Origin of the sequence: Puniceicoccus vermicola (genome assembly GCF_014230055.1) — a bacterium.
Taxonomy (GTDB): Bacteria; Verrucomicrobiota; Verrucomicrobiia; order Opitutales; family Puniceicoccaceae; genus Puniceicoccus; species Puniceicoccus vermicola.
This window is the reverse complement of the sequence record NZ_JACHVA010000009.1, coordinates 25,731-48,540: the sequence shown is the minus strand read 5'-3', so window position 1 is coordinate 48,540 and position 22,810 is coordinate 25,731. Positions and strand designations below refer to the sequence as shown.

Below are 22,810 nucleotides of genomic sequence, written 5' to 3'. Positions count from 1 at the left end.
AATACGGCGCAGCGACTGGTCGTGAATCCTCCGGCAACTCTGCCCACAACCTCCACAGACCGGATCGTTTAGGGCCTCTAGGATGAACAACAAATGCCCTTTTCCCAGATGCTTGTGTTTATACAAAGTGTAGCCTTCCCAAAACAGGGAACATAGTACAGACTTCATGTTGAAGCGGTTTTGAAGTGATTGATGTTAGTGTAGTTACAACATCAGTTAACTTCGATTCCGCTTCTTTGCTACTTCTTTCCCGCCAATCGACGATGAACCTGAAAAAAGGGGAACACGTGGGTTTTCGTTGATTGAGCTACTTGTCGTTTTGGCGGTGCTTGGTGTCTTGGCTGGGATTTTGTTGCCGGTCATTTCGGCTACGAAAAACCAGGCTGCCAAATCGGATGATGTGGCAACCATCAGAGGAATGGCCCAAGCCGTTATACTATACAATTCAGTAGAGGGTCATCTCCCAGGGCGTTTCTATAGGGCGGTTCGAATTCCGAGTTCGATCTCTGAGGGCTCTCGAGGAAATTGGTTTTCCACCTCAATGGCCGATCAGGGGTTTCTTCCAGATGACGACGATTTTTTTGCTCCAGCTGTGGATTATGGGATTGAGGAGAGCGGCCATGGATATCTGTTGAATAATACCATCCATTCCAGCCCCTCGAATTTCTTCGGTCGACGCAGTTCCGATGAGTCGAAGGTCTCGCCTCCGCTGAATATCTATCAGATCCGTTCGAATCAGGCCGCAGATGATGTGGAGAATGAGCCTCTTCCCCAGATATGGATGATTACCAATCTCGATGGGGCGAACTATGGGAGTGCTGCTACGGGCGGGGGTAAATTTTCGGTCGGTGACGAAGTGAAAACGCCGTGGGGGGGACGGAACTACGCTTTCTTTGATGGCCATGTCGAGTTTATCGAAGAAGGGGCTTACCCTTCTAGAAACTAGATGCGGTTTTTCTTGCCCCCTCAATTTAATCCAATATCCCATGCGCTTCTCGTTCTTCTTTGTCCTTTCATCTTTTTTCGCTGCCGGGGTTTTTGGCTCTTCGACGGCAGTCGTCGTCTCGGGGAGTCAGGAGTCTTCTCAGATCGGTATCCAAATTCTGGAAACAGGTGGGTCTGCGGCAGATGCGGTAGTCGCTGTTTCGCTTGCGCTTGGTGTCTCTGAGCCGTTTGGCTCGGGGCCGGGCGGGAAGCTGGCGATGCTTTATTTCGATAAAGCCAGTGGTGAAACCGTCTTCATCAATGGGATGGGACAGTCTCCTTTGGACTTTCCGGTCGAAGAGTATCAAGATGCTTCGTACCAAGAAAGAAGCCGATCATTTCTCGCTGTTTGTACTCCTGGATTGATCCCCGGACTGTGGGAGCTTCACCAACGATTCGGAAGAAAGCCATGGGCCGAGGATGTGCTCCCCTCAGCCCGTCTCGCGGAGAGAGGATTTGAGCTCGATGAACACTCCGCAGCAATTTTTCGCAGAAATATTTCTCGGCTGAGGGAGAATCCCCAAGTCAGACAGCTCTACACAGTTGACGGACGGCCTCCGGTTTTGGGGAGTTTTCTTCCGAATCCGGTTCTAGCTGCGACGATGGAGCGTTTGGCAATCAATGGAATCGACGAGTTTCGCACCGGGGCGACGGCGAGGATGCTTGTAAGAGGAATCCAGGAGGGAGGAGGATGGATCTCCTTGGAGGATTTGGCCGAGTATCAAGCGTACGTGGAAGAGCCGTTGTCGATCTCATGGAATGGCTACGATGTTCTCACTTCTCCTTCTCCTACGGCGGGGGGAGCGACAATATTAATGGCTCTCAAGGGACTGGAGGGGAATACTCGGGAGCTCAATCAGGGGGCGGTCGAACGCTTGGACCTGATGGGGAGAACGCTCCGCGCCACGTTTCCCAGAGTATATCGATCATTTGGAGACGATGAGTCTTTTGCCGATCAGCGTGTAGACGCTTTTAGCTCCAAAAATCTGCGGAATCTCAAGAAGGAGGCGTCCGTTCCTCTGCTCAAGTCCGTTTCGATGAATCATTTTTCGCCGGAGCAAGAGGAAGAGGGTGGGTTGCGCTGCACCACTCATTTTGTGATCGTCGATCAGGAGGGAAACGTGGCCTCGGTGACTCAATCGTTGAGCAGTCGCTTCGGCGCGGGGCTCATCGCGCCGGGGACTGGCTTCCTCCTCAATAATTCGATGAAGAACTTCGCCATCCACTACTCGAAGTCTCCGAATTATATCGGCGAAGGGAAGCGCCCCCGCAGTACGATTGCTCCTACCATCATATTTGAAGATGATCAGCCCCGTTTGGCCCTAGGGGCTCCGGGCGGACAACGGATTCCCACGGCGATCGTTCAGGTGATTTCGGCAGTCCTGCAGCAGGATGAGAGTTTGGAAGACGCGGTGAACGCGCCTCGTTATCACCTACGACGTCCCCGGAAGCGAAGCGAACCTGATCAGTATGTCGAGGTGGAGCCGGAAATGGGAGAAGACTGGAGGGACGAGATGACTGCGTTGGGCTGGGATGTACACTTCGTCTCACGGGACGAATATTACTTCGGTGGAGTGAATGGGATTTTCTTTGATTCGGAAACCCAGATGTCGACCGGAGTTGCGGATCCCAGGCGGTCCAACTACGTCTCAGTCGGTTCGCGTTGAGTAAGGGCTTCAGGACTCGCGGTTTGGCTTGCGTGCTGTCGAGGAGCCTTCTGTTTCGATGCCTTTGTCGAGAAGGGTTGGGGACCTGCGAAGGTCCTGGTCCGGTCAGAGGTCTAGACCGGCCAGCTTCTCGAAGACTCGGGCCACCATTTCAGCGCCGGGATCGGGGATGCCTTTTAGATTGGACTCTGAGAGGTAGGATGACCGACCCGCACTCGTTTCGGTGATTTCGCGGGTCTGATCCGCTCCCTTCCGAGCGGCCTCTGCAGCCTCTTGCAGCGATTTTCCCGCGGCCAGGGCTTCGAAGGCAGGCTCCATGGCATCGATCATCGTTCGGTCGCCCTGTTCGGCTCCGCCGAATGATTTCATTCTATCCAAGCCCTGTTTCAGTGCCTCTCCGAGGTTTGCGCCTTCTTTCATCTGGCTCCCTGATTTGGTGAACAGAAGGGAGAGCAGGACGCCACTGGATCCGCCGGACTCGCGGGAGAGGACGCGGCCGATCGTAGTCAGAAGTTCGGGAGGAGAGGCGTAGGGGAGCTTTTCCGAGAGGTTTTTGAATCGTTGGCCTGCGCCTGAAAAGGTCGATCCGGCGTCGCCGTCGCCGACTTTTTCGTCCAAATCATTCATCTCTCCTTCGATCTCGATGAGGAGAGAGGCGATTTCCTGCACCACTCTCTTTGTCTGATCGTCGTTGGATGCTTCGAATTGGAGGGTCTCGGGTAATTGTGGGCTCTGAATGCTTGTCGGTTGCGAGTAGGGGCGGATCCTCCATTCCGGTGTCTCCGTGGTTTCGAGTAGAGCCTCTTCGGTCTCTGAATCCAAAGGCAGGAGTGATAGGGAAAACCCGTTCATGTTGAGCGAAGTCGTCATTGCCGTGGGGCCGATCAAATACTTCACCTTGGAGGACAAGTCCGTCTGATCGAAGCAATGGACGAGGAGGTTCATCTCGAGCGGAGTGACGCTTCCGAGGTTGTTGAAGAGCAGGGCGAATTCACCGCTCTTCTTCGGGAGATATTTGTTGAGCTCTTTCACGGCTTGCTCGACCAAGGAACGGGCTTTTTCCATTTGGATGACTTGAGCACCGGGTTCGCCGTGGATTCCGAGACCGAGCTCTGCCTCGGATTGGGAGAGTCTCGATTTTTCTGGATTTTGATATTTCTGGCCCTCGGTCAAAGAAAGGCCGATTGAAATCGCATCATTCGCTACACCCTTTGCCGCTTCGGTCACATCCTCCAGCGACTTTCCTTCTTCTGCTAGCTTACCGGCTACTTTGTGGACGAAAAGGGTTCCGGCGAGTCCCCGTTGGGCCGTATCCTCGCCCAGGGCAATGTCGTCTCCGACGATTACCATCTCGACCCGGTGGCCGAGCGCCCGGGCCTGTTCCGCTGCCAATCCGAAATTGAGTCGATCGCCAGTGTAGTTCTTGACGACCAGAAGGGTGCCGGCCTCACCGCTGACCGCGAGGATTGCCGCGAGAACGGCATCAACGGATGGCGATGCGAAAATATCGCCACAAACGGCGGCTGTGAGCATTCCTTTGCCGACAAATCCGGCGTGCATTGGTTCGTGTCCTGAGCCGCCGCCGGAGACGATGGCTACTTTTTGGGGATCGATTTCTTTTCGGAGAACGACTCTTATTTCGGGGAAAGAGTCTAGCTTGGTGAGTAAAGGATTGGTCAAGAGGCCTTCGATCGATTCGTTAACGGCATCTTCGGGGTTATTTATAAATGACTTCATAGTTTCTAGGGTGTGCAATGGGGAGAGTGGTATGAGGAATATGTATCGGTTTGTTCCTTACAATATCACTATGCAGTCTATGGGAGGTATCCGTTTGAGTCAAATTTCGCGAGAAAGTGACCCGGGTGTGGCGATCTGCTGGTGACGCTATTGCGCCTCGAGGTCCTCTAGGGCAGAGTCAGGGTTTTTTAGAATACGGCCCAGCCAGCCAGGCCGCTGAGGATGACCAGAGCCCAGGGAGGCATCTTCCAGAATTGGAGGAGGAGGAAGGCAAAGAGGGCGAAGGCCGCCGCGCCGGGAGAAATCACAGCACTGATCCAGACCGGATTGTAGAAGGCGGCGAGGAGAAGGCCGACGACCGCGGCATTGGTTCCGGCGAGGGCGCGTTTCGCAGAGCGGTTGGTGCGGATGCGATCCCAAAAGGGGAGGAGGCCGGAAACCAGGAGGATCGAGGGGACGTAGATGGCCACGAGGCAATAGAGTCCTCCAAACCATCCGGCCGGGGATTGGTTCATCGAAGCTCCCAGAAAGGCGGAGAAGGTGAAGAGGGGCCCCGGAACGGCCTGAGTGGCACCATATCCGGCGAGGAAGGTGCTCTGGTCTACCCATCCGGTTTGGACGACGGCTTCTTCGAGTAGAGGGAGGACGACATGGCCCCCGCCAAATACCAGAGATCCAGAACGGTAGAAGGCGTCAAAGTATTGGATGTAGGAAGAGGAAAGGAGGCTGCCCGCGATCCAGAAGCCCACGAGGAGGACGGCGAAAGAGATCAGGCAGAGAAGGCCCGTCCGGTGCGAGAGGTTGGGGTTCGGCTCCGTTCGGCTCCACTTGGTGTCGGGTGGGGAGAGCAGAATCCATCCGCCGATTGCCCCGCAGAGGATGACGCCGATCTGAGCCCAGACGGTCGGGAAGAGGAGGACCACTGCTCCGGCAACGAGGGCGAAAGTGACCGTAGTTCGGTTGCGACACAGTTTCGTCGCCATTCCCCAGACGGCTTTGGCCACGACCGCAACTGCAGCGAGCTTGAGCCCCAAGACCCATCCCGCCCCCGATGCATCCCCAATCGCGGCCAAGCCATAGGCAAAGAGGATAAGAGCAATGGCTGAGGGAAGCGTAAATCCGCACCAAGCGAGGATGCCGCCCGCCCATCCGTGCCGGAGGTAGCCGATAGCATAGCTCACTTGGCTGCTGGCCGGGCCGGGGAGAAATTGGCAGAGGGCGACGAGATCGGCGTAGGCTTCATCGGTCAGCCATTTTTTGCGGCCGACAAATTCATCGCGGAAGTAGCCTAAGTGGGCGACCGGACCTCCGAAAGAAGTCAAACCGAGACGAAGGTAGATGAGAAAGAGAGAGAAGAGAGGAGCGCGATTCCGGGTCATGACAATGGCTGGATAGGCTGCTCCATAACCGCCAATCGAAGCCGAGAAGTCGAGGGAGAAAAAGTTTCTCCTCGTCTCTCTGTTACGGGACAGATACAAACGCCGAATGGAAGTCAAAATCCTTCCCCTCGGACCTATACAGACGAACGCTTACTTCCTCGCGAAGGACGGACACGCCGTGCTTATCGACGCACCCATGGGGGCGCACGATGCCGTGACCGCCTTGCTGGAGGAAAAGGGGCTGACCCTGGATGCGCTCTTGCTGACGCACGCCCATTGGGATCACACCACGGACGCGTATCTCTTCCAGAAGGACGGGATCCCCCTCTACGGTCATCGGGACGACCAAGAGCTTTACGAAAATCCGCGCACGATGTCTTCCTACGGCTTGCCCGGCGTGCCGATGGAGCCCGTTCAGATTGATCATTGGGTCGATGAAGGGTCTCAGCTGGAATTCTTGGGAGAATCCGTCGAGGTGCGCCACGTTCCCGGGCATTGTCCGGGAAACATCCTCTTTTATTTTGAGGACGAGGCCGCCTGTTTCAGTGGAGACGTGATCTTCGCCGGAAGTGTCGGGCGCGCCGATTTGCCCGGTGGCGACTTTGCGGTTCTGGAGAAATCGATTCAGAAACGCGTTTTTACCTTGCCGGACGATACGGAAATCTATCCGGGACACGGGCCGATCACTTCCGTGCGGGAAGAAAAGAGGCGTAATCCGTTTGTTCGGGCAATCTCCTAAATTCATTGATTTCCATGAGCCCGGAAGTTGACGAACGCTGGATGCGGAGGGCCATCGAGGTGGCCCGCAAAGGGTGGGGGACGACTCATCCAAATCCTTTGGTAGGGGCCGTGTTGGCCGATCGAGAACAGATCCTGGCCGAAGGTTACCACGAAGTGGCTGGCGGCCCGCATGCCGAAGTGCAGGCCCTCCGACAATGGGAAGGCGTGGTTCCCGATTCCGCTACCTTGTATGTGACCTTGGAGCCCTGTTCCACAGTCGGGCGAACGCCAGCCTGTACGCAGGCGATCATCGATGCGGGAATCAAACGGGTGGTCGTCGGTGCGCTCGATGACGATGCCCGCCATCGCGGGAAAGGCCTGGAAATCCTGCGGAGTGCGGGGATTGCGGCCACCGCTGGCGTTCTGGAGCAGGATTGCGAGGATCTGAATTTGATCTTTCATTTTTTTCACCGGACGGGTCGGGCGATGATCGCGGCCAAAGTCGCCACAACCATCGACGGCCGCACAGCTGTCGAGGGAGGGGCTTCGAAATGGATCACCGGAGAAAAGTCGCGGGCCAACGTCCACCAATGGCGCCGTTATTTCCCAGCGATTGCGGTGGGGGCCCGCACCGCAATTGCGGACGACCCCTCCCTGACCTCCAGACTGGGGCCGAAGGACTTTTGCCCGGTCCGGATCATTTTTGATCGCACCGGACGGCTGGTGAATTTCCCCAACCTGCGGGTCCTGACCGATAAATTTCGGGACAAGACCGTGATCTTTGTTTCCGACGAAGCCTATGACAAGGTGAGGAAAGTCGTTTCCGATGAGGTCCGGGTGGTTCGTTGCCCTGGAGAAGGGGAAATCCGTGATTTCTTGCTCGGCTGGTTGGCCAATGAGGGCCTGCACGGGATCTATGTGGAGGGCGGGAGCGTGCTTCATAGTCGGCTTTTTGCCGAGCAGGCAGTGGATTACCTTTTTGCCTATCGGGCGCCGAAACTTTTCCTCGATGATCGGGCGAGGCCGGTCGCGGGAGGTCGCTACTTGGAAGACCCCTCCGAAGCGATCACCTTGGAGGACTGCCGGCACGAGATTTTTGGTTCCGATCAGTTGCTTCGAGGCAGGATTTGTTATCCTGTAGGGAAGGAACGATCATGATTACCGAAACCTCTGTCGATATCGTCCTCGCCTCCGGAAATGCCCATAAGGCCGAGGAAATTCAAGCTTGGCTGCGGGAAAGGGGTCACTCTGTAAGCGTCCTGACTGCCAGTCACTTCGGTGGGATGAAAGGCTGCGAAGAGACCGCGACCGATTTCGAAGGCAACGCCCGGATCAAAGTCGAATTTCTCCAAAAACGGGTCTCGCCGCAGACGTGGATCCTGGCGGATGACAGTGGACTCGAGGTCGATGCTCTCGACGGTGCTCCAGGGGTGTTTTCCGCCCGGTTTGCCGGGGAAGGGGCCGACGATCAGCAGAACCGGGAGCTCCTCATCGAGCGCATGCGCAAAGTCGCCCAACCGCGTCGCCGTACCGCTCGTTTTGTCTGCGTGCTCGCTCTTTGGAAAGGCAAAGGATCGATCCAGTTCTTTCGCGGCGAGTGCGAAGGGAGAATCCTTCGACAGTCGAAGGGAGAGGGTGGGTTCGGCTACGATCCCGTCTTCGCTCCCAGCGGATCCCGCCAATCCTTCGCCGAGATTGATCCGGAGGAAAAGAATCGGATCAGTCACCGAGGCCAAGCCTTGGAAAAATTAGAAAAAGAATTGACCGCCTGACCAGATCGCGGTTTTGTCTTCGCTTTCCTCATCTGGAAATGGGGCCGTAGCTCAGTTGGAAGAGCGCTTGCATGGCATGCAAGAGGTCGACGGTTCGATCCCGTTCGGCTCCACCATCCAAAATGGGGTTGGGTCTACAGGCGGGGACACGTAGTCGGCCCGTTACTCGAGAATGCCTCTTTCCTTAAAAACCTTTTTGGCAGTGAGAATGGCGTTGGTGGCGGAGGGGAAGCCGCAGTAGGCGATCATCTGGGTGATCGTTTCGGCGATCTCCTCCTTGGTTGCTCCCTCATTCAGAGCGCAGTGAATGTGCAGTTCGAGCTGGGGGAGGCAGTCACCCATCACCGTTAATGCGGAGAGGGTGATCAGCTCTTGAATCTTGGGTTCGAGGACATTGCTCTTGTCGCCGTAGATATCGCCGAAGGCAAACTCCACGTTGACTTTCGCAAAGAGAGGGGAGACTTCGCGGATGTTTTCGACGTATTCGTCAGCGGCTTTGCCAAGATGCTCGCGCATGACTTTCAAGCCTCGTTCGTAGCGGTCACTCATTTTTTCTCTGGGTTCGTGGTTTATCGGATCGTCGAAGGTGGGTGGCTTCGGGAAAAACGGAAGTTCTGATTCCCGGACCGGTCAGTTGCCCACGTCTTCATGGTGGGCGTCGGTGAAGAGCTGCTGATTGTCGGAGTAGTCGATCTCGACATTGATGAGGGTCGGGCCGGCAACTCCGCGTGCCTCGATCAGGGTGGGGAGGATTTGTTCGGGATCGTCGATTTGGAAGCCTTTTGCGCCGAAGGCTTCGGCAAAGCTGCGGAGGTCGACCTTGCCCAGCTCGACGGAAGCCTCGCGGTGATACTTCATCACTTGTTGTTCCTTGACCATGTCGTAGGAGCCATCCCGCCAAACAATGTGGGTAAATTGCAGTCCCTCCCGTACGGCCGTTTCGAGCTCCATCGCTGAAAAGAGGAATCCTCCGTCGCCAGAGATAGAGATCACTTTCTTATCCGGATACGCGAGCTTCGTAGCCATGCCCCAGGGGAGGCCGACGCCGAGTGTTTGTTGTCCATTGCTGAAGAGGATTTGGTGGGGCCGGTGGGAAAACAGGTAGCGAGCGAGCCACATATACACGGAGCCGATGTCGCAGCAGACGACGGTGTCGTCATCGAGAATCTGGGATAATTCGTGGACGAATCGAAGAGGGTGGATCGTGCCGGGGCGGCCCGTCTTGTTTCCCGCTCCTTCGACGATGGAGAAGAGTTCCCGTTGAATGTCAGGATAACTGGGTGCTTTAACGGGATCCGTTCCCTCGGTGAGAAGGCCTAGGTTGGTTTTGATCTCCCCGAGAAGCTCGCACTCCGGGCGATATTGGGAATGGACGTTCGCGCAGGTGTAGTCGATGTGGAGGATTTCTTTTGAGATGTCGGCGTTCCAGATCTCGGGATCATACTCGACTGGATTGAAGCCTACGCAAATGACGAGGTCTGACTGATTCAGAACACGGTCAGCCGGTTGGTTGCGGAACAGTCCGGCCCTTCCATAGAAGCAATGCATATTTTCCTGGGAAATGACGCCTGCGGCTTGGTACGTGTTGATCGCCGGAATGGGGTGTTTCTCTAGGAAGGAGTTGATTGCCGCGAGATTCTCGGGGCGGCTGGCTTCCTCGCCGAGGAGAAGGATTGGAGATTTTGCATCAGAGAGTCGCCGGGATGCATCGGCGAGGACTGAAGAACGGGCTCGCCCAAAGGTGATGGGGGGAGCGGTGTAGCTGCCCAAGTGCGACGCATCCGCCAGCATGATATTTTGGGGCAGACTGATGAAGCAGGCACCCGCGCGGGGGGCTGTGGCGAGGCGGAAGGCATTCGCGAGACTCTCGGGGACGACTTCCGGGGCGGTGACTTCGATACTCGATTTGGTCACGCATTCGAGGAGCTTGGCGTTGTCCGTGTTTTGGTGCGACTCCTTGAACTTCATGTTCTGCGGGACGTTGCCGCCGAGGGCGACGATCGGGTCACCCTCGGTGGTTGCGGTCAGGAGACCAGTGGCAAGGTTGGCCACGCCGGGTCCGGAGGTGACGAGCACCACCCCGGGCTTCCCGGTTTGCCGTCCGTAAGCAGCGGCCATGAAGGCGGCATTTTGCTCGTGTCGGCAGAGGATGACCCGGATGGGGGAGTCTTCCAACGCGTCGAAGACTTTGTCGATCTTGGCTCCGGGGATCCCGAAGACGAATTCGACCTCATGCGCTTCGAGGCACCGGACAAGGAGTTCGGCAGTGGTTTGTTCTGACATCGTCGGATGAATTTCCGGTTAGCGGCGAACGGGGATGTAGTTCGGTTGCCATTGGGCGAGTTCGACGAGTTTTTCAACGTCATCGACTTCGGCCTTCATCGAGGAGAGTCCTTCTTTGACCGCCTGCTGACCGACCGCGATCGCCACGGCCTTGCTGACCTTGGGAGCGTCGTGGATTGGAGGCAGAACGGGATTGTCCGGTGAGTCGTGGAGCGGGGAGAAGCTGCTCAGCGTTTGCGAGGCGGCTCGGATCATTCCGTCGCTGACGGCGGTGGCTTTGACGGCAATCGCACCGAGACCCAAGCCCGGAAAGATGAAGGCATTGTTTCCCTGTGAAATCTGGTAGGTCTTGCCTTGGTATTCGACCGGATCGAAGGGGCTGCCTGCGGCCATGATTGCCCGCCCTTCGGTCTGTTCAATCACGTCTTTGGGCTCCGCTTCCGAATTTGCAGTCGGGTTGGAGAGTGGCATGATGACCGGGAAACGGGTGTTCTTCCCCATCTGTCGAAGGATTTCATTGGTGAAGGCTCCTTTGACCGTTGAGCATCCGATGAGGATCGTTGCCCCGGAGTTTGCGACGACCTCGGTAAGAGTGATGTTGGCCGTGTCCGAGACTTCCCAGTCCGCAAGCTCTCCGCGGTTGCGGGCGAATTTTTTCTGGAAGTCGGGAAGGTCTTCCATGTCGTCGACGATCAAACCATTTCGGTCGATGATGTAGAATCGTTCCAATGCCTCCTCGCGACTCATGCCGCTGTCGACAAAGGCGTCGAGAATTTGGTCCATGATGCCACAGCCCGCGGTGCCCGCGCCGAACATGACGACCCGATGATCCCTGAATTGCGTTTTGGTGGCTTCAATCGCAGCGATGACGTTGGCAGTGGCGACGATGCCCGTGCCCTGCATATCGTCATTGAAGGTGCATAACTGCGGACGATATTTTTCGAGAATGCTGCGGGCATGGCCGCGGCCAAAATCTTCCCAGTGTAGATAAACGTTGGGGAAGTTCTTTTCGACACACTTCACAAATTGTTCGATGTAAGCGTCATATTCTTCGCCGTCGACTCGCTTATGTTGTGAGCCCAGATAGAGTGGATCATCCAGAAGCTTCGGGTTGTTGGTGCCGACATCCAGTTGGATGGGCAACACCCGGGCCGGGTTGATGCCCGCGCAGATGATGTAGACCATCAGCTTTCCGATGCTGATGTCCATTCCGCCGACCCCCCAGTCGCCGATCCCGAGAACCGCTTCCCCGTCGGTGACGATGATGAAATCGATTTGACGAGTGGTGAACGACGACAGGACTTCGTCCATGTATTCGCGGTTGTTGTAGGAGAGGTAGACTCCGGATGGACGGCGAAAATCAGTGGAATAGGCTTCCACGGCATCACCGACCGTCGGCGTGTAGACGATGGGGAGAACTTCATCTACGTGCTGACTGCAGAACTTGTAGAAAAGCGTCGTGTTGCTGTCGTGGAGGGTATTCAGAAAAATGTTTTTCTCGATCGGACAATTCTTGCTTTGGAATTGGCGATAAACCCGTTGCACCTGCGACTGCATGCTTTCGACCCGAGTGGGCAGGTGCCCGTAGAGGCCTAGCGCCTTGCGTTCTTCAGCGTTGAATGCCGTTCCTTTGTTGATCAAGGGGTTGTCGAGAATGTCTCTTGCGGGCTCATCGGTTTGAATCGCGGTGATGCGGCCTTCGGCGTCTTTTACTTCCGTGTACATGGAGCTTTTCTGTCCTTTCTTTGAGGATTGAGTGAGTGTGAGAGAGGGGGTGTCCGAGAGGTTGCGTGTACTTAGCATGAAAGCAATCGAATTGAAGAATCCGGTGAAAGGTTGGTTGATGGCAGGACCTCTCCGATCAAGTTGATCTCGGTAGAGTCTGTGTCTGCCGCGGATCCCGAAATTTTGAGCTTTCGCATTTCCACGCATCGGATTCAATAGGGGGATGGATAAAGCTCAGGTATTCGACGCTCTTCGGGAGAAGCTTCAGCAGGAATTGAACACTGCGGTGGGGGCGTCGCGGGATGCCGCGGAGTATGCTACGAACGAGGAGGCGAGGGCGGAGTCCAAGTACGACACGCAAGGGCTTGAGGCTTCCTATTTGGCAGCGGGCCAGGCGACGATGGCCAATTCCCTGGCAGATGCAATTGCCACCCTGGGATCTGTTCAGGAAGAAATGATCGTGCCCCGTGATCGGGTGATGCGGGGAGCCTTGTTTGAATGTGATCTCGGCGGCTTCCGCGAGTGGTTCTATCTCTCTCCGGTCGGAGGAGGGGAGACATTGGATTTTGACGGTGAGGAGATTTCGATTGTTACGGCAAAGTCTCCCTTGGGAGCGGCCGTCGCGGGGAAAACCGCGGGCGCTGCCTTCAAGCTGGCAAATGGCACCGAGGGGAGCGTTCTGAAGGTTCTCTAGGAAGAGTTTTTTGGGGGTCGGCTGAAGGTGTGCTTCAGAGCGTTCACTTCTTGCCATTCCATTTGAGGTAGGACTTTCAGCGACCATATTCGCTGATCGATTTATCCGCGGGCGCGTTGAATAAGGCCGCCGACCTATGAAAGGATGTCATTCAATCGTTCAACCCAGAGCAAGGGCCGGATTTGCGAGGGAGGGATTTGTCGAGAGGTTACGGGAAGGATTCGGATGTCCGGACGATGATGCGTGGGTAAGGCTGAAGCCATACCCGATTCGGAAAGTCGGTTGATCCGTCGAGAGACGAGTCGACGATTGTTTATCCGAGATTGATCAATACGTTTGCTTGAGGATGTCCTATCTCCATCTTTGACATTCATGATCAAACATTTGGCCCATATCTGCATCCATTCGGAAAGCTTGTCTGAGACCTTGCGTTTCTATCAAGAGGGTCTCGGGTTGGAGAAGGGCTTTGAGTTTATCCGCGACGGGGAGCTATTTGGTTTTTATCTCAAATTTGGAGGGAACACCTTCATCGAAGTCTTTTCTGGAAAATCGGGAGAGCCGGGCAATATCGGTCATTTTGCGCTCGAGGTTTCGAGCATCGATGCCGTCCTGGAGCGGGTGAAAGCGGCCGGATACGAAGTGGGAGAGAAGAAGATGGGGGCAGACCATTCTTGGCAGGCTTGGCTTACCGATCCCAGTGGGGTCCAGATTGAGCTGCACGAATACACCGCAGAGAGTCTTCAGCTCAACGGAGGCACCTGCCACGTAAATTGGTGAGACCGTGTCGGCTGGGCGAAAGCTTTCCCTGGGCCGCTATGATTTCGCGGCCTACCTGACGTTTTTTGCTTATGCAGCGGGGTCAGTCGTGGTCCCGGTCTGTCTGATCGAGCTCGCGCGTGAGTTGAACTTTGATCTGGCTTCGGGCGGGATGACGGCGGGGGGAGGACTCCACTTTGGCCGGACGGTCACGATGGTCGTCGCAATGCTCCTCGTCGGTTTTGTGGCCGGGCGCTGGGGAACACGCCGGACCCTCGGAACTTCGGTGCTGTTGATGAGCGTGGGGATTCTGCTTTGCGCTTTGTCGCCTGGATATGGCCTTTTGTTTCTCGCTATGCTTTTCGCTGGTCTCGGGGAAGGGGTCATTGAGGGGCTGGCGACTCCCTTTGTGCAAAACCTACATCCGCGTGAGCCGGGCCGATACGTCAACATTTCCCACGCCTTCTGGTCGGTGGGGATCCTGGTCACGGTGGTCGTGGCAGGTTGGATGCTGGCCGCCGGTTATTCGTGGAGAGTCTTGACCGCAGTGGTTTCCGGGGTCGGGGCATTCGCTGCATTGCTGATCCTATGGCCAACTCCCGCGGGGATGCATTCTGCAGAGAGTGCGGAGCGGGCCGATGTTCGCGAAATCTGGCAGCGGATCCGAAAAATCGCGCGGAGCCGGAGGTTCTGGGTCTTCTACGGGGCGATGTTTTTGGCCGGAGGAGGCGAGTTTTGTCTGACCTTTTGGAGTGCGAGCCACATCCAGCTGCATTTCGGAGAAACGGCTTGGGGCGGAGGAATCGGTGTCGCCATTTTTGCCTTGGCGATGGTTATCGGGAGACTGGGCGCGGGCTACTTTGTCCCCCAGGCAAAACTGAGGAAGATGATCCTGATTGCGGCCGTTTTCGGAACCGGGGTGACCGTCTTTTTGCCTTGGGTCACGGAGCTTTATCAATTCTATCTGCTCCTCTTTCTCTCGGGTCTGGCGACCGCTCCCTTCTGGCCCAGTATCCAGAGTCACGCCGCTGAGCGTTTGCCGGAATTGGATGAGACCATGCTCCTTATTCTGCTATCCTGCGCAGGAGTCCCCGGGTGCGGGGTCTTTACCTATTTGATGGGATTCTGGGGAGACCTTGCGGGGAGTCTGGCCACCGCCTTCTACCTCGTACCGCTGGCGTATTTCTTCATCTTTGTCTTGATCGGTTTTTTGGGAAAAACGGGTCGAGAGGTGAGAAATTAGGCTTCTTAGGCGAGGGTGTGCTTGTAGAGAGGTATTTTTCGTAGAGGAACTTCGATAGAAGTTTCTTTGAACCCTCCGAAAAGCATTCGCTTCTTTCGGAGTGGCTTATTCTTCTCCGAGCCAGAGAAGGTCGTAGGGCTCGAGTTTGGCGAGCTTACGCGTACTGAATTCGCGGTCGGAGAGGGCGTCCTTCACGAAGTGACCCATGCCGATCGTGCGGAGTTCGGAAAGATCGATCTCCTGCGGTTTCTCGGAAAAATTGGCGAGGATGGCGGCAAAGCTGGCGTCGTGCCAACGGATGAAGCCGAGAACATGAGGATTGACCATGTAGAGCAAACGCATCCGATTGCCGCGGAAGGCCGGGATCTCTTTTCGCGTGGAGAACAGTTGCTGAAGAGTGAGGAAGACCTCTTTGGGGACGGACTTCTTTTTCTTCAGTTCGCGTGTGAGGCTCCAGTCCATCTTGACTCGGTGAACCCAGCGGCTGTCGTCCCCTTTGTCCGGGTCTTTCTCAAAGTCGTAGTCATTGAGGAGGCCCCATTCCTCGCCCATGAAAATCAGGGGGATGCCCGTGGCGGCACAGAGGACGCCGTAAACCATGCGCATACGGCGCACGGCCATATCCAGGAGGGCCGGATCCTTTTCCGTAATCGCTTCTTCAAGGCCGGCGAGGGAGGACATGGTGCCGCAGATGCGCATGTCCCCCGTATCGACGTTGTGCTGGAATGGGACTCCGCGGGCAAAACTTCCCGGGAAGCGGGCGGTGTAGAACCGGTTGAGGAAGTCGCGATGCCCGTCGGGATTGATCCCTACCTCCCAGCAGTCTCCGTTGTCAAAGGACCATCCGATGTCATCGTGACTGCGGAGGTAATTGAGCCAAGTCGTGCCCGGGGGCAGCTGAAAGCGGTGTGAGATCGAGCGTTCGAGAAGTTTGGTCTCACGGGTAGCCATGGCCTCCCAGAGGAGGGCCATAAAGGTCGGGTTATAGGAGATCTGACACTCTTTGGCGTCGATGTATTTGACGACCTCGTCCGGGTGGACGATTGCCTCTGATTTGAAGACGAGCCCCGGGGCGGCGATCCGACAGACCGCATTGAACGCTTGGATCAAAAGGTGCGCCTCGGGAAGGTTTTCGCAGGTGGTGCCCATCTGTTTCCAGATGAAGGCGACCGCGTCGAGGCGGAGAATTTCGACTCCGGTGTTGGCCAGGAAGAGCATCTCGGAGGCCATGGCGCGGAAGACCTCCGGGTTGTCGTAATTGAGATCCCACTGGAAGCTATTGAAAGTCGTCCAAACCCAACGCTTCAAGGTTTCATCCCACGTGAAGTTACCCCGACGCACGGATGGGAAGATCTCGCGTAGAGTCCTCTCGTATTGGCTCGGGATCGAGTGGTCGGGAAAGGTCCGGTAATAGTCGAGAAACTCCTGTTCACCCTCCTGCGCACGGATCGCCCACAAGTGGTCGTCAGCGGTGTGATTGAATACGAAGTCGAGAACCAGAGAGATGCCGACTTCCCGAAGATCGTTGGCGAGAGCTTGAAGATCTTCAATCGTGCCCAACCGTGGGTCGACGGCTCGGTAATCACTGATGGCATAGCCCCCATCGCTATTTCCTGGGCGGGAGGCGAAGAGAGGCATGAGGTGAAGGTAGGTCAGGCCCAAGTCCCGCAAGTAGGGAATCGCATCGCGCAATTTGACCAAATCTCCACTGAAGAGGTCGACGTAGAGGGATCCTCCGACCATTCGTTCGGAAAGATACCATCCCGGATCGTTCTCACGCCGCTGATCCAGCTCCTTCAGATCTCGCGGGCGTGCGAGCCAAGAGTCGACGGCCGTCAGCGCGATATCTTCCAAGTAGTAGAAGAAATCGTAGTGATGTCCGTAGAGCTGGTAGAGGAGGCGGAATAGGGTGAGCCAGTGCTCGTCGAGACGATAGTCGATCGTCTCGTGCAATCGCGCCCTCTCAAGATCGCTTTGAGTTTCTTCCTCAATGCGTCTCGTGATCTTGGGACGGATACGTCGAAGGGAACGGGTCGCCTCGTACTCGAGACGGCTTTCTTCCATCAAATTCACCGGCAGTCTATTTCTTTAGCGGTTCGTAATGCTTCGCTTGTGCGTGGGCGATGATCCAATCAGTTTGGATTACTCTGACTGTTCCGGTTCGACGTTGCGGTCGTTGGGAATCTGGATCTTGTCGAGGAAGTTGTAGTATTCAATGCCTTCCACGATACCGGCTGCATGCTCTTTCTCGGCGAAGAAGATGCGTGGATACTTGCGAAGTTTCTCCAGCTCCTTGCTGTAGTTCCCCACGACCACGCCCAGGGTGTTTCCGGCGAGCATTTCTTCGTCGTTGCCCGAGTCTCCGGCGACGAGGATATGCTCGAGGGGGAAGCCCCACTTAAAGGCCATGTGCCGGATGCAGAGTCCACTGCCAGCTCGGGCGGGAATGATGTCGAGGAACATGCCCAGCGAGACGATGACCTTCACCCGGATTCCGTTTTCACGAAGGATTCGGCGGATTGTGGCAACGCTCGGAGATTCGGAGAAATCGATTCCGTAGCTAATCTTGTAGGTGGATTGTTCGTGCTCCTCTTGCGGGTATAGTCCCTTGATCGAATCGAGAGCAGCTCGGACCTTTTCCGGTTCCCAGCGGAAGTCGATGTGCTTCCGCCAGCTGGCGTCCGGCGTCAGGTTTTTCCCGTAATACATCTCGGTGCCGACGGAGGTGATGATGACCTCCGGCTGTGGCAGGTGGTGCTCGTCCATTAGGCGCATCACTTCTTCGAAGCGGCGGCCCGTCGCGATTCCGAATCCGACGCCGGTCTCGGTGTTTTCGAGAAGGTCGAAGAACTCGCGCATCGCCTCATCGTTGCCGGTGAGGGTGTTGTCGATGTCGGCGATTACGATCCGGTCCACTCCGGTCAGAGGGCGGGTCTTCTTACGGTTGGTGATCGACGGTGAGCTCTTGAAGACGTCAAGGACCTCGTTCACGTCGCGAATGTATCGCTCGGCGTGGCGCTGCCAGGAATAGTATTTGTGGACGTTGTCGTAACCGGTGCGCGACCATTCGTTCCAAGTCTCCGGCTCGGTGAGAGCGCGGAGTAGGGCTTTCTCAATCGAATCTGTATCGAATGGGTCGATGAGGATCCCGTTCTTACAGTTGGCAATGATGTCGCTCGGACCCCCATCGTTGGTAGCGACGATGGGCACACCGCTGGCCGCCGCCTCGAGCAGCGTCAGCCCGAAGGGCTCGGTCATGGCCGGGTTGATGAAGACACCGCGGTTGCGGGTGATCATCCGGTAGATCTCTGGGACGTCATCTGAGCGGTGGTGCTTCGGATAGGCCACCTTGCCGTAAAGGTCGTAAACGTCGATGAGGGTGAGAATGTTGTTCAGGACCGCGCGCTGGCCGGAGGGCATCTCGCGGATGTCCGTCCGGCTTCCCATGATGAGAACGAGATTGGCCTCCCTCTGAAGTTGGGGAGATTCCCCGTAGGTGAGGACGAGGCGTTCGAGGTTCTTACGCTCGTCGGGACGGGCCATGGCGACGATCATCGGCTTCGAGGGATCGTCGAAGAAGAGATTGATCTTCTGGGCGATCTCGGGCTCCTCGTCGTCCTCCCGCGGCGGGTGGAACGATTCGAGATTCACTCCGGGGGGGATCACTTCCATCCGTTCCGGAATGTAGTGGTCATATTTCTCGTATTGCTGCCGGACTTCCTGGTGGGTGCTGGTGATGATCAGCGAGCAGGTTTCGAGAGCGAATTCTTCGGCCTCGATACGGCGGGTGATGCGATAGTTCGATTCAATCTTCTTTTGCGCGACTCCGCTTTCGATGAGGCGCTCTTTCTTGACTCGGCCAAGAGAGTGACCGGTGAAGACGAAGGGAATGCCGAGAAGTCTAGCCAGTTGGGCTCCTCCGTATCCTGCGTCGGCGTAGTGACCGTGGATGATATCGGGAACGGCGCGGTTCCGCTGAAAGTAGTTGAGGCATTGGTCGACAAATACCTCCATGTAGGGCCAGAGCTTGGTCTTGTAGAGGTAGCGTCGGGGCCCAAAGGGAATCCGGATGATGTAGGCATTGTTCCCGATGGATTCCTCCGGTTGGGCGTAGTCGTCGGAGACGCGATCGTCTATGATCTGCCGGGTGATCAGATCGACCCGGGCAACATCGGGGCGCTCGGCAAGAGCGCGGGCTAGCTCGACAACATATTTTGTTTGGCCGCCGGTGTCCTCGTCACGTCCCAGCTCGAGATTTTCGCCACGGATCAGACCGTGGAGACTGAGAAGTGCGATTCGAATTCCTTTTTTCTGGCTCATAGTGGTAATTTAGAGGTTCCGAAGGGAACGCTCATTCACTATTCTGTGTCGAATGAATCTTTTCAACCTTGAATCTAATTTGGATGTGCGAGTTCTCGGCACGGACCTCGACGGGACTCTGATCCCTTTACCGGATTGTCCGGAGAATCGAGAAGACCTGGAAATCCTGAAGAAGGGCCTCGAGAGTGGGGGCAGAGAAGTCGTCTTTGCCACCGGCCGCCATTTCGAGTCGGTTTTAGAGGCGATTGAGGAGTTCGGCCTCCCGCAGCCTCAATGGTTGATTTGCGATGTCGGCACTTCGATCTATCGGGCGAAGGGGGGCGGCTATGAGCTTTACCAGCCCTATGTCGACCACCTCTCCGAAAAGTCGGGAGGGATCGACCGCACTGATGTCGAGGAGGCGGTTTCGGGGATCGATGGATTGGAGTTGCAGGGGGCAGAAAGCCAAGGTCCCTTTAAGATTAGCTACTTTGCCGACAACTCGCGCGTAGATGAGTTGGTTCGGGAAATGGGACGCGCTTGCGAAGAAAAGGGGCTTCCCTTTTTGGCGATGGGAAGCGTCGATCCTTTTAATCAGAATGGATTGCTCGATCTCCTCCCGGCTGGAGTTTCGAAAGCCTACGCCCTGATTTGGCTCGCGACCCACGCGGATTTTCGACCGGAGGAGCTGGTCTTTTCCGGGGATTCCGGGAATGATTATGCGGCGCTCGTGGCTGGATTTCGGTCGATTGCAGTAGGAAACGCCGCTTCCGAGCTGGTGGAGAAGGTTGCCCAAGAGATGAAGGCCAATGGGGCTTCAGAGCGGTTTTATGCGGCGAAGGCTTTCGCCACCAGCGGAGTGCTAGAGGGGTGCCGGCACTTTGGCTTGCTTCCCCAAGAGAAGTAGGGCGCCGGATTACTCCTTGAGTTGCGAACGAGAGGGCTCCGGAGTTTCGCTTTGATCGGGTCGTTCGCCGAGGGAATCCTGAAGAATTTTGTAGAATTCCTTGATGTCGAACGGTTTGGTCAAACAAGCGGTGACCCCGAGTTCGCGGCAGCGGACGGGGATCTCAGGATTCACATCGGCAGTGACCACGATGACTGGGGTGTTTTCCCCTTTTTCGGTGGCCCGTATGCGTTTGAGGACTTCGTATCCGTCCAGCACCGGGATGTGAAGATCGAGAATGATTGCGGAACAGTCGTTCTTCGCGAACTCGGCGACAGCCATCTCTCCGTCGACGGCGAGGATCGTCGACATTTCCTTCCGCTTCAAAAAGCTTTGGACAAAAAAGGCATTGGACTCCTGATCTTCGACAATGAGAATGGTGGGCCGTCCCGTCTCCGCTGAATTGGGCCGAGGCTTGGGCTGAATCGGCTCTGGCAGAGGTGCGACGTCGGTCGGCTTCTCAATCAGTGGGATCCGGCAGAGAAAGCGGGATCCTGCTCCTACTTCGCTGGAGACGGTGATGTCTCCTCCGAGAATGAGGGCGATCTTTTTGGCGATCGCCAGGCCGAGTCCCGCTCCTTGGAATTTTCGTTTTGAGGAGGAGTCCTCCTGCTCGAAGGGGCGAAAGATTCGCTCTAGGGCATCTTCCGAGATGCCGACCCCCTGGTCTTGGATTTCAAAATACAGATTGCGATTCTCTTGGGTGGGTCGATCGGTGTAGGCCCGGAGGGTGATGACTCCGTGTTCGCTGAATTTGCAGGCGTTTTCGACCAGATGATCGAGCATCTGCTCGAGGTGTTTTTCGGTGCCGCGGATCCAGACCTCCGGATCGCAATGATCCATATCCGTCTGGATCTTCACTCCGGGCTTCAGCTTGCGATGGTTTGTCGCGATGACCGCATCCAACAGGTCCTGAATGTCGAGGGACTGTTGTCTCTCCGTCGGGCGCATGCTGGCGAGGTCTGAGATGGACAGTAGGTTTTCGACCAAACCGAGCTGGCGGTAGCCCGATTCGACGATCGTCTTGAGCATGTCCTTCTTATCGGGATCGTCGGTTTCATCGAGTAGGAAAGTACCGAGCCCGATGATTGGATTCAAGGGCGTGCGGAGTTCATGGCTCATCATCGCCAAAAACTCGTCTCGGACGTGGTTGGCGCGCTCGGCCGATTCTTTCGCTAGCACGAGCTCTTGTTGGGCCGCGATTTCTTTCGAGACATCCTCTTGGGTCCCTACAAAGTGGGTCAATTCGCCATTGTGGTCGAAGACCGGTGAGATGGTGAGGCGATTCCAGAAAAGGGAGCCGTCCTTGCGATAGTTTCTGAGAACGACCTGGCAGTTGGTTTTCTCCCGAAGAGCCTTTCTGACCGTTGTCAAGGCCTCTTGGTCGTAGTCATCCCGGAGGAGAAAGCGGCAATTTTTCCCGATAACCTCATCATGAGTATAGCCCGTAAGGTTTTCGAAGGATCGGTTTATGTATCGGATGGGGTAGTCGTTCGCCGCCCTGGAAATGGTGACGCCCGCGCGAATTGAGTTAAGAGCGCGGTTCGCGAGAAAAAGGTGCTGCTCGTTGGTCTTGCGCTCGGAGATGTCTATGTTGCACCCGACCATGCGAACAGGCTGGTCGTCGGTATCCCACTCGATGACTTTTCCCGTGCAGATCATCCAAATCGGATTGCCACTTTTTTGATGGTACCGAATCTCGCAGAAAAACGGGTATTCTCCCCGGCTATCGATGTGGCTTTGGTATTCGGACATCATTTTGGGTAGATCTTGTTCCATGACCAGGTCTTCCCAGTTGGCCGGGAGCGGTTTCTCGCTGTTCTCGGAGATGCCGATCATTTGCAGCAACTGTTGGCTGAGATAAACTCGTTGAGTGGTAAGATTCCAGTCCCAGTAACCGACCCGGGCCGATTCGAAGAGGCTTTCGGTGATCAGCCTTTGCTCCTCAAGGGAACGTTGGACCTCCTCTTCTGTACTTAAATCTCGAACCAAGCATACGAGAGTTTTACGTGAACTGAGATCCAGAAAGGTTGCATCAATTTCAACAGGGCAGATTCGCCCGCTTTGGAGATAATTTTTTGTCCGGAATCGGAGGCTTCTATGCTGCGATATTTCGAGAAGCCGGTTTTTGACTGCCTCCTCGTTGACGACGGCAAGGTCCATCATGTTTTTTTGCCGCAGACTTTCGATCGACCATCCGTATAAACGGGACGCCGCTTGATTTGCGTCGATGATCTTTCCGCTTTCTCCATCGATAACCAGCCCGGGAGTGGGGCCCTCCGCAAAAATAGTGCTGAAAAACCCGAGTTCGTCTCGGAGATCGGCTCTGCTCTGACTCAGAGACCGCAGGATGACCTGGAGGATGACTCCGAAAAATAAAATTGCGGCAATTCCCCCGACTCGCAGGGCTGGAGGTACCTGCTCGTTTTGATAAAATGTTTCCTTCGATAGTGAGGTAATCAACCAAAAGACAGCGCTCAGGGCCAGAGCGAGAAGGAGGGGGCCATTTTCGCGAACGAGGCGGGTTGTAGAGAATTTCGCCATCTTGCTAAAAATAAGTTACAGCAACCATACTGCTCTGGCAATGGGGGATTTGAAGAGGTTC

Annotated in this window: 17 protein-coding genes, 1 tRNA gene and 1 pseudogene; 11 read left to right on the top strand and 8 right to left on the bottom strand. The window is 56.0% G+C overall.

What is annotated here, in order from left to right:
- Nucleotides 1-256: 256 nt before the first annotated feature.
- The 3 genes and pseudogenes from H5P30_RS22600 to H5P30_RS00725 all read left to right on the top strand — a co-directional run.
- Nucleotides 257-349, top strand: a pseudogene (locus tag H5P30_RS22600) (prepilin-type N-terminal cleavage/methylation domain-containing protein); the annotation flags it as partial.
- A 192-nt stretch (nt 350-541) separates the two neighbouring features.
- Nucleotides 542-946 carry a hypothetical protein gene (locus tag H5P30_RS21830; protein ID WP_221774245.1) on the top strand — a complete coding sequence of 135 codons (405 nt, stop codon included), beginning with the start codon at nt 542-544 and terminating at the stop codon, nt 944-946.
- 40 nt (nt 947-986) lie between these two features.
- Nucleotides 987-2,651, top strand: coding sequence for a gamma-glutamyltransferase family protein (locus tag H5P30_RS00725; RefSeq protein WP_185691052.1), 1,665 nt, complete (start codon nt 987-989; stop codon nt 2,649-2,651).
- Between the two features lie 105 nt (nt 2,652-2,756).
- Here the strand turns inward: H5P30_RS00725 and H5P30_RS00720 are convergent, their stop codons facing one another.
- Both H5P30_RS00720 and chrA read right to left on the bottom strand, forming a co-directional pair.
- On the bottom strand, nt 2,757-4,388 hold the full coding sequence (locus H5P30_RS00720; RefSeq protein WP_185691051.1) for a dihydroxyacetone kinase subunit DhaK: 1,632 nt from the start codon (nt 4,386-4,388) through the stop codon (nt 2,757-2,759).
- Between the two features lie 188 nt (nt 4,389-4,576).
- The gene (chrA, locus tag H5P30_RS00715; protein WP_185691050.1) at nt 4,577-5,767 is read right to left on the bottom strand and encodes a chromate efflux transporter; all 1,191 of its coding nucleotides are present in this window, start codon (nt 5,765-5,767) and stop codon (nt 4,577-4,579) included.
- Between the two features lie 106 nt (nt 5,768-5,873).
- On the opposite strand from chrA, the gene H5P30_RS00710 reads away from it, so the two are divergent.
- From H5P30_RS00710 to H5P30_RS00695, 4 genes are all read left to right on the top strand, one after another.
- A complete protein-coding gene (locus H5P30_RS00710) occupies nt 5,874-6,506 on the top strand; it encodes an MBL fold metallo-hydrolase (protein ID WP_185691049.1) in 633 nt (210 codons plus the stop codon).
- Between the two features lie 14 nt (nt 6,507-6,520).
- Nucleotides 6,521-7,645 (top strand): bifunctional diaminohydroxyphosphoribosylaminopyrimidine deaminase/5-amino-6-(5-phosphoribosylamino)uracil reductase RibD, encoded by a 1,125-nt coding sequence (ribD, locus tag H5P30_RS00705; protein WP_185691048.1) that lies wholly within the window; start codon nt 6,521-6,523, stop codon nt 7,643-7,645.
- A complete protein-coding gene (gene rdgB, locus H5P30_RS00700) occupies nt 7,642-8,259 on the top strand; it encodes an RdgB/HAM1 family non-canonical purine NTP pyrophosphatase (protein ID WP_185691047.1) in 618 nt (205 codons plus the stop codon). Before ribD ends, rdgB begins: the two co-directional genes overlap by 4 nt.
- A gap of 40 nt (nt 8,260-8,299) precedes the next feature.
- Nucleotides 8,300-8,375 (top strand) — tRNA-Ala (locus tag H5P30_RS00695).
- 46 nt (nt 8,376-8,421) lie between these two features.
- Here H5P30_RS00695 and H5P30_RS00690 read toward each other — a convergent pair.
- The 3 genes from H5P30_RS00690 to H5P30_RS00680 form a co-directional block, all read right to left on the bottom strand.
- A complete protein-coding gene (locus H5P30_RS00690; protein WP_185691046.1) occupies nt 8,422-8,808 on the bottom strand; it encodes a carboxymuconolactone decarboxylase family protein in 387 nt (128 codons plus the stop codon).
- Between the two features lie 81 nt (nt 8,809-8,889).
- On the bottom strand, nt 8,890-10,542 hold the full coding sequence (gene alsS / locus H5P30_RS00685; RefSeq protein ID WP_185691045.1) for an acetolactate synthase AlsS: 1,653 nt from the start codon (nt 10,540-10,542) through the stop codon (nt 8,890-8,892).
- Nucleotides 10,543-10,560: 18 nt separating this feature from the next.
- Entirely contained in the window at nt 10,561-12,267 is a 1,707-nt protein-coding gene (locus H5P30_RS00680; protein WP_185691044.1) for an NAD-dependent malic enzyme, read from the bottom strand.
- Nucleotides 12,268-12,490: 223 nt separating this feature from the next.
- Here H5P30_RS00680 and H5P30_RS00675 point away from each other — a divergent pair, with 223 nt between their 5' ends.
- From H5P30_RS00675 to H5P30_RS00665, 3 genes are all read left to right on the top strand, one after another.
- Complete coding sequence (locus H5P30_RS00675) at nt 12,491-12,961, top strand: hypothetical protein (RefSeq protein WP_185691043.1); 471 nt, start codon at nt 12,491-12,493, stop codon at nt 12,959-12,961.
- 372 nt (nt 12,962-13,333) lie between these two features.
- Complete coding sequence (locus tag H5P30_RS00670; RefSeq protein ID WP_185691042.1) at nt 13,334-13,738, top strand: VOC family protein; 405 nt, start codon at nt 13,334-13,336, stop codon at nt 13,736-13,738.
- Between the two features lie 4 nt (nt 13,739-13,742).
- A complete protein-coding gene (locus tag H5P30_RS00665) occupies nt 13,743-14,960 on the top strand; it encodes an MFS transporter (RefSeq protein WP_185691041.1) in 1,218 nt (405 codons plus the stop codon).
- 105 nt (nt 14,961-15,065) lie between these two features.
- Here the strand turns inward: H5P30_RS00665 and H5P30_RS00660 are convergent, their stop codons facing one another.
- Complete coding sequence (locus H5P30_RS00660) at nt 15,066-17,024, bottom strand: alpha-amylase family glycosyl hydrolase (RefSeq protein WP_185691040.1); 1,959 nt, start codon at nt 17,022-17,024, stop codon at nt 15,066-15,068.
- Nucleotides 17,025-17,102: 78 nt separating this feature from the next.
- Complete coding sequence (locus tag H5P30_RS00655) at nt 17,103-19,280, bottom strand: HAD-IIB family hydrolase (protein ID WP_185691039.1); 2,178 nt, start codon at nt 19,278-19,280, stop codon at nt 17,103-17,105.
- Between the two features lie 52 nt (nt 19,281-19,332).
- Between H5P30_RS00655 and H5P30_RS00650 the strand changes: the two genes are divergently transcribed.
- Entirely contained in the window at nt 19,333-20,166 is an 834-nt protein-coding gene (locus H5P30_RS00650) for an HAD-IIB family hydrolase (RefSeq protein WP_185691038.1), read from the top strand.
- A gap of 9 nt (nt 20,167-20,175) precedes the next feature.
- Here the strand turns inward: H5P30_RS00650 and H5P30_RS00645 are convergent, their stop codons facing one another.
- On the bottom strand, nt 20,176-22,749 hold the full coding sequence (locus tag H5P30_RS00645) for a hybrid sensor histidine kinase/response regulator (RefSeq protein ID WP_185691037.1): 2,574 nt from the start codon (nt 22,747-22,749) through the stop codon (nt 20,176-20,178).
- Nucleotides 22,750-22,810 lie beyond the last annotated feature (61 nt).